This window comes from Leifsonia sp. C5G2, assembly GCF_013359685.1.
Lineage (GTDB): Bacteria > Actinomycetota > Actinomycetes > Actinomycetales > Microbacteriaceae > Leifsonia.
Map to the genome: position 1 here is coordinate 170,869 of NZ_JABFMV010000005.1, position 12,919 is coordinate 183,787.

The 12,919-nt window shown below is 69.5% G+C and carries 10 protein-coding genes and 1 tRNA gene; 4 read left to right on the top strand and 7 right to left on the bottom strand.

Annotated features, from left to right (window positions below; translation table 11 throughout):
- Positions 1–32: 32 nt before the first annotated feature.
- The 6 genes from HNO83_RS09020 to HNO83_RS09045 are packed head-to-tail and all read right to left on the bottom strand — an operon-like array spanning position 33 to position 7,181.
- Positions 33–1,757 (bottom strand): serine/threonine-protein kinase, encoded by a 1,725-nt coding sequence (locus HNO83_RS09020; protein WP_175337192.1) that lies wholly within the window; start codon positions 1,755–1,757, stop codon positions 33–35.
- Positions 1,754–3,208: a peptidoglycan D,D-transpeptidase FtsI family protein gene (locus HNO83_RS09025; protein WP_175337193.1), complete on the bottom strand. Its 1,455-nt coding sequence runs from the start codon at positions 3,206–3,208 to the stop codon at positions 1,754–1,756. The genes HNO83_RS09020 and HNO83_RS09025 overlap by 4 nt, the downstream gene beginning before the upstream one ends.
- A complete protein-coding gene (locus HNO83_RS09030; RefSeq protein ID WP_175337194.1) occupies positions 3,209–4,615 on the bottom strand; it encodes an FtsW/RodA/SpoVE family cell cycle protein in 1,407 nt (468 codons plus the stop codon).
- Positions 4,599–5,849 carry a PP2C family protein-serine/threonine phosphatase gene (locus tag HNO83_RS09035; protein ID WP_175337195.1) on the bottom strand — a complete coding sequence of 417 codons (1,251 nt, stop codon included), beginning with the start codon at positions 5,847–5,849 and terminating at the stop codon, positions 4,599–4,601. Before HNO83_RS09035 ends, HNO83_RS09030 begins: the two co-directional genes overlap by 17 nt.
- A 4-nt stretch (positions 5,850–5,853) precedes the next feature.
- On the bottom strand, positions 5,854–6,447 hold the full coding sequence (locus HNO83_RS09040; RefSeq protein ID WP_175337196.1) for an FHA domain-containing protein FhaB/FipA: 594 nt from the start codon (positions 6,445–6,447) through the stop codon (positions 5,854–5,856).
- Complete coding sequence (locus HNO83_RS09045) at positions 6,444–7,181, bottom strand: FHA domain-containing protein (protein ID WP_175337197.1); 738 nt, start codon at positions 7,179–7,181, stop codon at positions 6,444–6,446. The genes HNO83_RS09040 and HNO83_RS09045 overlap by 4 nt, the downstream gene beginning before the upstream one ends.
- Positions 7,182–7,322: 141 nt before the next feature.
- Here HNO83_RS09045 and HNO83_RS09050 point away from each other — a divergent pair.
- The 3 genes from HNO83_RS09050 to HNO83_RS09060 all read left to right on the top strand — a co-directional run bounded on the left by HNO83_RS09050 (position 7,323) and on the right by HNO83_RS09060 (position 10,186).
- Positions 7,323–7,406: transfer RNA gene (locus HNO83_RS09050), tRNA-Leu, on the top strand.
- Between the two features lie 171 nt (positions 7,407–7,577).
- Positions 7,578–9,176, top strand: coding sequence for a SpaH/EbpB family LPXTG-anchored major pilin (locus HNO83_RS09055; RefSeq protein ID WP_175337198.1), 1,599 nt, complete (start codon positions 7,578–7,580; stop codon positions 9,174–9,176).
- Entirely contained in the window at positions 9,173–10,186 is a 1,014-nt protein-coding gene (locus HNO83_RS09060; RefSeq protein WP_349627111.1) for a class C sortase, read from the top strand. Before HNO83_RS09055 ends, HNO83_RS09060 begins: the two co-directional genes overlap by 4 nt.
- A gap of 49 nt (positions 10,187–10,235) precedes the next feature.
- Here the strand turns inward: HNO83_RS09060 and HNO83_RS09065 are convergent, their stop codons facing one another.
- Positions 10,236–11,684 carry a PucR family transcriptional regulator gene (locus HNO83_RS09065; RefSeq protein WP_175337199.1) on the bottom strand — a complete coding sequence of 483 codons (1,449 nt, stop codon included), beginning with the start codon at positions 11,682–11,684 and terminating at the stop codon, positions 10,236–10,238.
- A gap of 113 nt (positions 11,685–11,797) precedes the next feature.
- On the opposite strand from HNO83_RS09065, the gene HNO83_RS09070 reads away from it, so the two are divergent.
- Positions 11,798–12,895 carry an alcohol dehydrogenase catalytic domain-containing protein gene (locus HNO83_RS09070; RefSeq protein WP_175337200.1) on the top strand — a complete coding sequence of 366 codons (1,098 nt, stop codon included), beginning with the start codon at positions 11,798–11,800 and terminating at the stop codon, positions 12,893–12,895.
- Positions 12,896–12,919: the final 24 nt, after the last annotated feature.

Here is a 12,919-nt window from a genome sequence, read left to right on the forward strand (position 1 = left end):
TCTGGGTATCTCCTCGGGCGCGGCCGGGCGGGTCAGGGCTTGCTGCCGCCGCTGCTGCCGCCGGCTCCCGCGCCGGGCGCCGGGGTCGACGAGACCACCTCGTAGGAGAGCGGCTTCGACTGGTCGGACTCGACCGACTCACCGCAGAAGATCGTGTAGGTGAGCTGGTAGGTGCCCGCGGCGCTCGGCGACCAGATCATCTTCGTGTCGTTGACCGGGGTCTGCGGCTGGCCGTTGACGAACAGGCGGCGGCCGACGAGGTTCTGGCCCGCCGGGCAGGTGGCCGAGCCGAAGTTGACCGTGATCTGCGAGTTGGGCGTGCCCTGGCCCGAGGGCGGGTTGGCGGTCACCGTGTCGGTCGGCGTCTGGATAGGCGCCACCGGCCCGTAGACCTTGACCGAGATGGTCGAGCCCTTCGGGACCGGTCCGGTCGGGTTGACCGAGTACACCTTGTTCGCCTGGTCCTGGGTGGTCGCGGCGTTGCCCTGCGACACGTCGGCGACCATCCCGAGGCCCTGCAGCTTGTCGCGCGCCTGGTCGGCGGTGAGGCCGAGGAAGTCGCTCTCGGTGATCTGCACGGTGTTGCTCGTCGGGGTGGGCGACGGCTTCGGCGAGGTGGTCTGCGTCTGCGTGGGGGTCGTGGAGGGTGTCGGGCTGGGCGCGGCCTTCGGCTGGGCGACCAGCGCGATGATCGTGCCGATCAGCACGAGGGCGAGCAGCGCGATGAGGGCGATCAGCGGCCACGTCCAGCGGCTGCGCTTGCGCTCCTCCACCGGCGCCTCGGTCTGCTCCTCCTCGACGGCCATCGCGGCGGTGGCGGGGAGCACGGTGGTGGCCTGCGTCGGCGCGGCCCCGGGCGACTGCATGAGTACAGTCGCGGCGTCGGTCGCCGCGGCTGCGCCGAGGATCGCGGGCACGGCGGCAGCGGCGGCGCGCACATCGCCGCGGCGGAGCGCCTGCGCGGCGCGAGCCAGGTGGGCGGCGGACGCCGGCCGGTCGGCCGGGTTCTTCGCGATGCAGGCGAACACCAGATTGCGGACAGGCTCCGCCACGGTGGCGGGAAGCTCGGGCGGTGCCTCGTTGATCTGCGCCATGGCGATCGCGACCTGCGATTCGCCGGTGAACGGGCGGCGGCCGGCGAGGCACTCGTACGCCACGATGCCGAGCGAGTAGATGTCGGTCGTCGGCGAGGCGGGGTGGCCGGAAGCCTGCTCGGGCGAGAGGTACTGAACCGTGCCCATGACCTGACCGGTCGCCGTGAGCGGCACCTGGTCGGCGATGCGGGCGATGCCGAAGTCGGTGATCTTGACGCGGCCGTCCGGCGTGATGAGCAGGTTGCCGGGCTTGATGTCGCGGTGCACCAGGCCTGCCGCGTGGGCGGCATGCAGCGCCGCCGCGGTCTGAGCGACGATGTCGAGCGTGCGGTCGGTGCTGAGGACGTGCTCGCGCTCCAGGATGCTGGAGAGCGCCTCGCCGGGCACCAGCTCCATCACCAGGAAGGCGCTGCCCTCCTCCTCGCCGTAGTCGTAGACGTTGGCGATGCCCTCGTGGTTGACGAGGGCGGCGTGGCGGGCCTCCGCGCGGAAGCGCTCGAGGAAGCCGGGGTCGCCGAGGTACTCGTCTTTCAGGATCTTGATGGCGACGGTACGGCCGATGACGAGGTCCGTGGCCTGCCACACCTCGCCCATGCCGCCGATCGCGATCCGCGACTGCAGCTCGTAACGTCCCCCGAAGGTGAGCCCTGCTGTGGGTCTCATTTATTCAGCACCGCCTCTAGTACTTTCCTCGCGATCGGAGCAGCTATGGAGTTACCCGTGCCGCTCTGACCCTGTCCACCGCCATTTTCGACAACCACCGCCACAGCGAACTCGGGATCGTTCGCCGGCGCGAAACCGGTGAACCACAGCGTGTAGGGGTCGTTCTCCCCGTTCTGCGCCGTCCCCGTCTTACCGCCGACCTGGACCCCACTTATTCTTGCATTGCTCGCCACGCCACGATCGACGCCGTCCACCATCATCTGCTTGATGGTGTCCGCATTCTCCTTGCTCACGGGTCGCGAGAACTCTTTGGGCTGGAAGGCCTCGGTCGTCTGCATGTCGGCCGAGCGGATGGAGTCGACCAGGTTCGGCGCCATCAGTGTTCCTCCGTTGGCGATCGCCGCCGACACCATCGCCATCTGCAGCGGGGTCGCTTTGTCGTTCATCTGGCCGAACGAGCCGAGGGCGCGCTTGGCCGGATCGGTGTAGAGCGGGTACACGCTCTTCTCGACCGGGATGGGGATGCTGAGGTCCTGGTTGAACCCGAACTTGTCGGCCTGGTCCTTGATGACCTGCGGCTTCAGCTGCATCCCGAGCTCCGCGAAGGGGATGTTGCAGGAGAAGATCTGCGCGGTCGCGATCGAGACCGTCGCGCCCGGTCCGCAGGTGGTGAGGGAGTCGTTCTTCACGATCGTCGGCGAGCCCGGAAGGGGGAGCGAGGCCGGGTTCGGAAGCTGGCTGTCCTTGGTGTAGTCGCCGGTGCCGAACGCACTTGCGCTCATCACGGGCTTGAACGTCGACCCCGGCGGGTTCAGGTCGCCGCCGATCGTCCGGTTGATGAGCGGGTCGCCTTTGGCGTCGAGCAGTTGCTGGTAGTTCGACTCCACGGTCTTGCCGTCGTGAGAGGCCAGCGTGTTGGGGTCGTACGTGGGCTTCGACACCATGGCGAGGATCTTGCCCGTCTTGGGTTGCAGGAGGACCACCGCACCCTGGTAGTCGCCGAGCGCATCCCAGGCAGCCTGCTGTGCGACGGGGTCGATGGTGGTCTCCACCGTCGCGCCTTGCGGACTCTTTCCGGTCAGGACGGCGTTGATGCGGTCGAAGAACTGCGAGTTGGACGAGCCGCTCAATTTGTCGTTGAGCGCCCCTTCCAGCCCGGTGGGCTCCCCGTTGATCGGGAAGAAGCCGGTGACCGCGGAGTAGAGGGGGCCGTTGCTGTAGACGCGCTGCCACTTGTACACGTCGTTCGACGGCACGGACTGCGCCACCGGCTGACCGGCGACGAGGATCGCCCCGCGCTGCGCCTGATAGCTGTCGTTGAGGGCGCGGGTGTTGCGGGCATCCGCCCCGAGGCTGTCCGCCTGGAACACCTGGAGGATCGAGGTCGACACCAGCAGCGCCAGGAACATGGCGACCACGATCGTGCTCACCCGTTTGATCTCGCGGTTCATCTAGCTCACCACCAGCCGGGGTTGGTTGCGGACGGTGTCGGACAGCCGCAGCAGCAGCGCGACGATGATCCAGTTGGCCACCAGCGAGGAGCCGCCGGCCGCCAGGAACGGCGTCGTCAGACCGGTCAGCGGGATGACGCGGGTCACGCCGCCGATGACGATGAAGCACTGAAGGGCGACCGTGAACGACAGGCCGACCGCGAGGAGCTTGCCGAAGTCGTCCTGCCCGGCGAAGCCGATGCGCAGGCCGCGCGCCACGAACACCAGATAGAGCGCGAAGAGGGCGAACAGGCCGGCGAGGCCGAGCTCCTCGCCCAGGCTCGCGATGATGTAGTCGCTCTGCGACACCGGGGTGATCCAGGGCTGGCCTTGGCCCAGTCCCGTGCCGATGAGGCCGCCGTGCGCAAGCCCGAACAGGCCCTGGACCAGCTGGAAGCTGCCGCCGAGCGCGTTGTAGACGTTCGGCGAGAACGGCGTGAGCCAGTTGGCGAAACGGTCGTGCACGTACGGCAGCAGCTGGCTGGCGACGACCGCGCCGCCGACGATCAGGAGCAGACCGAGGATGACCCAGCTGATGCGCGCCGTGGCGACGTAGAGCATGACGAGGAACAGGCCGAAGATCAGCAGACCGGTGCCGAGGTCTCGCTGGAACACGATGACCGCCATGGCCATCAGCCAGACGACCAGCAGCGGCCCGAGATCGCGGGCGCGAGGGAACCGGATGCCGAGGAACTTCTTGCCGACCACCGACAGCGACTCGCGCGTCTGCACCAGGTAGCCCGCGAAGAACACGGCGAGGCACAGCTTGGCGATCTCGCCGGGCTGGAAGCTGAACGGCCCGATCCCGATCCACACCCGTGCGCCGTAGATCTCCTTGCCGATGCCCGGCAGCATCGGAAGAAGCAGGAGCACGAGGGCAGCGAGGCCGAAGAGGTAGGTGTAGCGCTGCAGGATGCGGTGGTTGCGGATGAGGACGATGACGGCGATCGCGCAGATGATGGCGATCGCGCTCCAGACGATCTGCTTGACGCCGGCGCTGTCCCATCCCGCGTCCTTGTAGTGGATGTCGATGCGGTAGATCTCGGCGATCCCGATGCCGGTCAGCAGCGTGGCGATCGGGAGCAGGAACGGATCCGCCTGCGGCGCGACGAAGCGGAGGGCGATGTGCATCCCGATCACGAGGGCCGACAGGCCCGCCCCGAGGTAGACGAGGGTGAGATCGACGTGCCCAAGCGCGCCCAGCTGCACGAGCACGACCGCCGCCGCGTTGATGCCGCACGCGATGACCAGCAGGAAGAGCTCGAGGTTGCGCAGCTTCGCGGGAAGGCGCAGCCGCTTCACCGGCCCGGTGGCGTTCCGGGTCGGCCTGGCCTGCTCGCGCGCGGCCGTTCTACTGTCCGCCGGCATTGTCCAGCTGCTCCACGATGTTCCTGGCCGACTGCAGGTCGTCGGCGTTGATGGTCTGCTCGACCTGCTGCTTGTCGTACGTGGGAAGTCCGTCGACCGGCACGTCGGTCTCCTCGTACAGGTGCGAGAGGCTGATCGGCCCGATGCCCTGCTGAACGCCCTGGAAGATGGCGACGCGCCCGTCCTGCGACTCTCCGACGTAGTACCTGGACTGCGTCCACTGGTAGCCGAAGAAGATCGCTAGCACGATCGCGACCACGAGCACGATGAGCCCGACCATCCAGGTGAGGCGCCGGCGCCTCACGCGCCGGGCGTCCTCCTCGATGAGCTCGTCGAGGTAGTCCTCGGACTGCGGTTCGAAGTGCGTCGGGCCGGTGGCCGGGCGGATGGGGTGCAACCGGAGGGCCGGAAGGCGCGAGGCGCGCGTCGCGGGCTTTGGCTCCGATCCGAACTGCAGCGGGGCCGCCGCCGAACCGACGGTGACCGGGTCCTTCAGCACGTCGCCCCGGGTCGTGTCGCCGATGTCGAGCACCACGGCCGTGACGTTGTCGGGCGCGCCGGCGTCGAGGCTCTGCTTCAGCAGGCGCTCGGCGACCTGCCTCGGGCCCTCCTTCGACGCGAGCGCTGCCTGCATGTCGTCGTGCTTGACCACGCCGCTCAGTCCGTCGGAGCAGATCAGCCAGCGGTCGCCCGGGCGCGTGTCCAGCGTCCAGGTGTCGATCTCGGGGGAGGCGTCCACATCGCCGAGCACGCGCATCAGCACCGAGCGCCGGGGGTGGACCATCGCCTCCTCCTCCGTGATGCGGCCGCTGTCGACGAGCCGCTGCACGAAGGTGTGATCGGTGCTGACCTGCTTCAGCTCGCCGTCCCGGAACAGGTAGATGCGGGAGTCGCCGATGTGGGCGAAGGCGATCTCGTCGCCGACGCGCACCATGGCGCTGACCGTGGTCCCCATCCCGGTGAGCTCCGGATGCTCGAACACGGTCTCGGCGAGCAGCGAGTTCGCGGCGATCAGGGCCGACTGCAGCGCGAACTCCGCCTCCCCGGCCGTCTCGTACTCGCGGTCGGCCTCCCGGATGCGGGTGACGGCGATGGCGGAGGCGACGTCGCCTCCTGCGTGGCCGCCCATCCCGTCGGCGACGACGAACAGGTCCCGTCCGGCGTAGCCGGAGTCCTGGTTGTTCGAGCGGATCTTCCCGACATGGGAGATGGCCGCCGCCTTGTTCGCCGCCACCGGGTTACCGCCGCAGCTCGAACGTGGTCGTGCCGATCTTGATCGGCGTGTCGAGCGGGACCTGGGTCGGGACGGTGACGCGGCGGCCGTCGAGGAAGGTGCCGTTGGTCGAGTCGAGATCCTGGATCATCCACTCGTCGTTCCAGAGAAGCAGGCGGGCGTGGTGGGTGGAGGTGTAGTCGTCGCGGATGACGAGGTTGGAGTCGCCGGAGCGGCCGATCGTGATCGGGTCGCGGCCCAGCGGCAGCTCGGTGCCGGCACGAGGGCCGGAGGTGATCACCAGGCGCCGCGCGGTCTGCACGCTGGCGTTGGTGCCGCCGCTCGCGCGGTTGGCGCCGGACGGGAGGGTGGAGACCGGAGCCGCCTTCATCACCGGCTCCGTCGGGCCGGCAGGGGCGGGGCGCGGAGCGGCGGGCGCGCTCGCCGCAGCGGCTGCCGCCGGGAACGGCGAGGCCGCCGCCTGCGACTCCGGCAGCTTGCGCACGCGCTGGCCGAAGAGGTCGGTGCGGAGTGCGTAGACGATGCCGAAGACGAACAGCCAGAGCAGCAGGAGGAAGCCGAACCGCAGCACCAGCAGGGTCAGCTCGCTGGGGTTCACGAGGGACCCCAGAAGTTGCCGACGTCGTGGCGTCTGGTCGCGTCGTCCACCCGTCCGGGCGAGGAGGGCGCGGCTTGGGGCAGCACCCGGAAGACGATGCGCGTGCGGCCGATGCTGATGACCGACTCGGGCTGGAGGATGGCCTTCTTCAGCGGCTGGCCGTCGAGCTTCGACCCGTTGGTCGAGCCGAGGTCCTCCACCTGGGCGCGCTGGCCGTCCCACGTGACCAGGATGTGCCGGCGGGAGATGCCGGTGTCGTCGACGGTGATGTCGGCCTCCGCGCCGCGCCCGACCACGGTGCGCGAATGCGTCAGCGGGTAGTGCCGGCCGTCGATGTCGAGCACGGGCGTCCAGGCGACGTCGCCCTTCACGTTCTCGGACTCGACCTGCAGCATCCCGACGGAGAGCTCGGCGTCCTCCTCCAGCTCGATCGAGATGCCGCCCGCGAACTGGTAGTGCTGCGAGCGGGCATGCTTCTGCACGAAGTCGATCAGCTCGTCGGTCAGCGCGGCGCCCATCGACCTCATGCGCGAGTAGTCGGGCGGCGACATGCGCAGAACGAAGCGATTGGGCGCGAGCACGCGGTCGCGGCTGACCACGGCGGCCCGGGTGTCCAGCTCCTTGCGGAGGGCGCTGGTGAGCTCGACCGGCTGCAGCCCGGAGCGGAAGGTCTTCGCGAACGCGCCATTGACGGCACGCTCGAGCCCCCGCTCGAAGTTGTCCAGAATGCCCACAGTCTCCCGCTTCCGGCTCGATGACTACATGCATGTTAGTCGGAACCCTGGAAAACGCCCTGGCTATCCGGTGAAGATCCGTCCTCGGGAGGATGCCCGATTCGTGATGCATCCGGCCGTCGTGTTACAGTCTCTTGGTTCGCGCGAGTGGCGGAATTGGCAGACGCGCTGGCTTCAGGTGCCAGTGCCCGCAAGGGCGTGGGGGTTCAAGTCCCCCCTCGCGCACGACACGACGGCTGAGTCCCGGGTTACCGGGGCTCAGCCGTTTTTCGTTTCTCCAGCGGTCGCCCGATCTCGAGTCCGTCGTGCACGTCATCGATGGGTAGAACGGCTCGTCCTTTCCAGTGAGGCCTCGCATCGCACCACGCGGTCGACCGGAAAGGAAGAGAACCACGCATGACCGGATTCACACAGCACCGCAGGCGGAAGGCCGTCGCCGTCGGCATAGCCGTGACACTGGGCGCCTTCGGCGCCATCGCATCGACCGCCGTCGCCAATGCCGCCTCGATCGACGGCAACCGGCAGGGATCGATCATCGTCCACAAGTACGCCAACCCGGGTGGCGGCGACCAGAACCCGTCGGGCACCGGCACGGAGCCGAGCACGAACCCGGTCGCCGGGGTGGTGTTCGAGTACTGCCACATCGACGGCATCGACCTCCTCGACGGCACCAACAGCGGCTGGGACAAGGTCAACGGCATCACGACGGCACAGAAGCTCGCTGCGGCGGCGCAGGGTGTCGCATCGCTCGGCACCTACGCCCTCAGCGGCTGCACGAGCCTGCCTGCGACCGATCAGAGCGGCACGGCGAGCTCGGTCAAGCTCCCGCTCGGCGCCTACTTCGTCCGCGAGGTCTCGGCCCCGGCCAGCGTCGTCGAGAAGGCCGCGCCGTTCGTCGTCACCCTGCCGACGCCGGAGAACCACAAGGTCTCCAACGGCAACTGGGTCTACGACGTCAACGTGTACCCGAAGAACACGGTCGCCGAAGCGCCCAAGAAGAACGTGGCCGATCAGGAGGACAGCGGCGCGGTCCTCGGGGCTCCGATCACGTACGAGGTCACGCAGCTGATCCCGGCGCTCGCCGCGGGTCAGGGCTACACCAAGTTCTCGGTCGTCGACGATCTCGACCCGAAGCTGACCCCGATCACGACAGCGGGCACGGTGACGGTCACGCTGGACGGCACGGCGCTGGTCGACAAGACCGACTTCAACGCGGTCTGGGCCGGCCAGAAGCTCACGGTCACGCTGACGGCCGCGGGTCTCGCGAAGCTCGTCCCGGCCAAGAACATCGTCGTCGGCTTCCAGGCGAAGGCGAACGCGCCCGGCGAGATCGAGAACACCGCGTACGTCAACGTCAACGACTTCGAGCTCACCCCGGGCGACCCGAACACTCCGGACGGCTCGCCCACGACAGGTCAGGTCACGCGCTGGGGCGACCTGACGGTCCAGAAGGTCAGCAAGGCAGACACGAACGACGGCCTGAAGGGCGCGAAGTTCGAGCTCTACCAGGGGACCACCGACCAGGAGGGCCAGTGCCTCCCGGACATCGGCAACGGCTTCACGCAGGTGAAGGACCCGAGCGGCACCACGTACGAAATCACATCGGACGACTCGGGCACGATCTTCGTGCCGGGGCTGTGGGTCGGTGACACGGCGACCACGGTCGCGGCCGACGGCACCGTCTCCAACACCACGAAGCCGGGCCACGACTTCCAGCAGCGCTGCTACGTGCTGAAGGAGATCCAGGCGCCCAACGGATTCGTGCTGCCCACCGGTGCTGATGCGCTCACCGCCGTGATGGTGAAGGCCGGGACCAACGGCACCACGCCGCTCGTGAAGATCGAGAACGTTCAGCATGGTGTTCCCGAGCTGCCGTTCACGGGTTCGAGCATGCAGCTGGCGATGACCATCGGCGGCATCGCGCTGATCGTGGTCGCGCTGGGTGGAATCCTGGTCATCCGACGTCGCCGCGCCGCGAACGACGAGAAGGCGTGACCGACGATCCTCGAAGGAGCGTGAGAGGGCCGGTCGGCGCGTCCGCCCGGCCCTCTCGCCGCCCGCGGCGTCACGCGCCGCCGAAGCGCCGGTGGCGTCCGGGTGCGCTCCTGATCATCACCGCGGTGCTGGCCGTGATCGGTGCGACGGTGCTCGCCTACTCGCCGGCGGCGAGCTGGCTCTCGGCGTACAACCAATCGCTGGTCATCAGCAGGTACAGCGACTCGCTCCACAAGGTGCGCCCGAAGGCCTCGGAGCAACTCACCGAGGCGCATCGCTACAACAGGGCACTCTCCAGCGGCGCCGTGCTCGAAGCCAACGTCAACATCCCGACGGGAAGCGGCAAGAGCACCTCCGACGAGTTCGACTACTGGAAGCTGCTCGACACGCCGAACCGCACGATGTCCCGCATCCAGATCCCCAAGATCGGCGTCGATCTGCCGATCTACCACGGCACCAGCGAGGAGTCCCTCCTGAAGGGCGCCGGTCATCTGCAAGGGACGTCCCTTCCTGTCGGAGGGAAGGACACGCGCTCCGTCATCACGGCGCATCGCGGGCTCGCGGACGCGACCATGTTCACCGACCTCGACAAGCTCCAGTCCGGCGATCGCTTCATCCTCACGACCTTCGGGCAGGTCCTGACCTACCGGGTCGTCGACACCCGCGTGGTCGACCCCGACGACACCACCACGCTCCGTCAGCGGGCGGGGGAGGACCTGGTCACGCTGGTGACCTGCACGCCCCTCGGCATCAACACCCATCGCATCCTGGTGACAGGCGAACGCATCACGCCCACGCCGCCGAAAGACGTGGCCACGGCGAAGAGCACCACGGCGACCCTGCAGTTCCCCTGGTGGGCGGTCGTCTACCTGACCGCGATCGTGCTGATCGTCGTCTACACCTGGTGGGCGGGCCGCAGTCACCCCAAGACGGCCCTGCCCGACGGCAAGAAGCGTTCGGGGCGCCGACGAGCGCCCCGGCGGAAGTCGCGCGACCGGCACGGCCGATGAACCCGGTGTCCGCCGGCCCGGGCTGCACTCCGGTCGATCGATCCCGGGGTCAGGACCGAGCGGATGGCCGCGCCGATTCGCCGAGAGCACGCAGGGCCAGCCACGCGGAGGTGCGGTCGTCCGCGTCCGCGAGCGACAGGCCGAGCAGCGCCTCGATGCGGTGGATGCGGGAGGTCAGGGTCTGGCGGTGCACGCCGAGGCGGTCGGCCGCCGCTCCCCAGGCGCCGTTCTCGGCGAGGAACACCCGCAGCGTCTCGGTGAGCTCGCCGTGCCGGCCGCCGATGTCGCGCAGAGGATCGAGCAACCGCGCGACGCGGACGGCATCCTCGTCCGCGAGACGGTCCAGCACCAGCTCGATCGTCGGGATGGCGCGGTAGCGCACCACGCGTCGGCCCTCCGCGCGCGCCGACTCGACCGCCTGGCCGGCCTCGGCGGCGCTCCCGGCCAGTGCGTCCGTCGTCGCCGGGTCCCCGACGCCGAGGAAGATCGCGGACGAGTACGCCTCGACGCGGGCGGCCACGGCATCCACCTGGTCGTCGCGCAGGAAGCCCGTGACCACGCCGTGACGCTCGGTGAGGATGTGGGCGGCACCGAGCTCGTCGAGCCAGTGCGACACCAGCCGCTCCAGCTCGACGGACGTCGATCGCGCGGTCAGCGCGAACGCGGTGAGCGAGCTCTCGTGCACACCCCACTGCCGCAGCAGAGACACGGCCGACGGTCCGCCTGCGAGGAGCGCGTCGATCATCACCGCGCGCCCGAGCCGCTCCGTCCGGGTCGGGTCGTCCGTCCTGAGCACCAGGTCGAGCAGGGCGGCGGCCTGCGAGCCGAGCTCCCGCGCCCGGCTGGACGACTCCGTGCGCGGGCTCACCACCAGGCGGGCGGAGAGGTCCTCGCCCGATCCCACGACGTGCACCTGGAGCGCCCTGTGTCGCACGCGCACGGGACGCGAGAGCGCGACGGCCATCGCATCCTGGACATGGAGCGCGCCGGCGCCCGCGCTCGTGATCACCTGCCCGTGCCGGTCGAGCAGAACCGCCCAGCCGTCGATGCGGTGGGCGAGCTCGGCGACGACGCCGGAGACACCGCCGCGCCGCGCGGCCAGGGTGAGCACCTTCATGGCGCTCGTCACCGCCCGGTCCTCCGCGGCCTGGTCCACGGCAAGGAGCGCGGCGAGCACGGGCTCGAGCACGTCGTCGGCGGGGACGGTTCCGACGATCGCCGTCGTGCCGGTGCGTTCGAGCGCCCGCAGCAGCGCCGCATTCTCGGTTTGGGAGACGACGACCGCTCCGCGCAGCGACTCGGCCCGCCCATCCGAGGAGGAGAGGGCAGCCGTGAGCGCGGCGGCGGGCGCGATCACGAGGGTGGCGAACGCCGGATGACCCACCACCGAGAAGTCGTCGAGCGCGACCGCCGAGTCGACCGGCATCCCGGCATCCAGGCGTCCCTCCACGACCCGGCCCCCGAGGGTGCGGGCGATGGATGCGATGTCGCGGGCCATGTTCACAGTGTACGAAAAGTCGAAGCCGCCGCTCTGATTCGACATTTCTGTGGATGACACCGGCAGGAGGCGATTCCTAGCATCGAGCGAGACCCGCACACGAAGGAGTACCCATGCAGGCCGTCATCTTCACCGAACCGTCCGCCCCCATCGAGTTCACCGAGGTGGAGCTCGCCGCCCCTGCCCCGGGCGAGGTGCGCGTGAAGATCGCCGCCGCGGGCGTCTGCCACTCCGACCTGCACGTGAAGCGGGGGGAGTGGGACGCTCCGGCACCGCTCGTCATGGGCCACGAGGGCTCCGGGGTGGTGACCGAGCTCGGCGAGGGCGTGACGTCGCTCGCGGTGGGCGACCACGTCGTGCTCAGCTGGGTGCCGCCGTGCGGCGAGTGCCGCTACTGCCGGTCCGGTCACGAGGCCCGCTGCCAGAAGGTCGCGACGATCGTCGCGCCCAAGGGCGTGCTGTTCGACGGAACCTCGCGGCTGTCCCGGGACGGCGAGACCGTCCACCACTACCTGGGGGTCTCCTCGTTCGCCGAGGAGGTCGTCGTGCCGGCCTCCGGCGCCGTCAAGGTGCGCGACGACGCCCCGCTCGACGTGATCGCCGTCGTCGGCTGCGCCGTCGCGACCGGGGTGGGCGCCGTGCTCAACACCGCCGCGGTCGAGCCGGGCTCGACGGTCGTCGTGATCGGCTGCGGCGGCGTCGGCCTCAACGTCGTGCAGGGCGCGAAGCTAGCCGGCGCCGAGCGGATCGTCGCGATCGACGTGCTCGCCGACAAGACCCAGATGGCGCTGCAGTTCGGCGCGACCGACCGCATCGACGCGTCCAAGGCGGACGCGGTCGAGCAGCTGTTCGAGCTCATCCCGGACGGCGTCGACTACGCCTTCGACGCGATCGGGCGCACCTCCACCACCGAGCAGGCCATCCGGATGCTCGGCCTCGGCGGCGCGGCCGTGATCGTCGGCCTGCCGCCGACGGGCGCGAAGGCGTCGTTCGAGCCGCTCGTGCTGGCGGAGGCCGACCAGCGCATCCTCGGCTCCAACTACGGCTCGGTGCGTCCGTCCATCGACATCCCCGCCCTGGTCGACCGTTACATGGACGGCCAGCTGAAGCTCGACCCGCTCATCTCCGGCCGCCGACCCCTGGCCGAGGCGGCGGAGGCCTTCGACGACCTCGAGGCCGGCTCCGTCCTCCGCACCCTCCTCATCCCCTAGCCCCGAAACGACTCACTGGAGAGC

Coding starts and splice junctions, on each gene's coding strand:
- HNO83_RS09020 (WP_175337192.1), bottom strand. CDS start 1,757: ATGAGACCCACAGCAGGGCTCACCTTCGGGGGACGTTACGAGCTGCAG.
- HNO83_RS09025 (WP_175337193.1), bottom strand. CDS start 3,208: ATGAACCGCGAGATCAAACGGGTGAGCACGATCGTGGTCGCCATGTTC.
- HNO83_RS09030 (WP_175337194.1), bottom strand. CDS start 4,615: ATGCCGGCGGACAGTAGAACGGCCGCGCGCGAGCAGGCCAGGCCGACC.
- HNO83_RS09055 (WP_175337198.1), top strand. CDS start 7,578: ATGACCGGATTCACACAGCACCGCAGGCGGAAGGCCGTCGCCGTCGGC.
- HNO83_RS09065 (WP_175337199.1), bottom strand. CDS start 11,684: ATGGCCCGCGACATCGCATCCATCGCCCGCACCCTCGGGGGCCGGGTC.
- HNO83_RS09070 (WP_175337200.1), top strand. CDS start 11,798: ATGCAGGCCGTCATCTTCACCGAACCGTCCGCCCCCATCGAGTTCACC.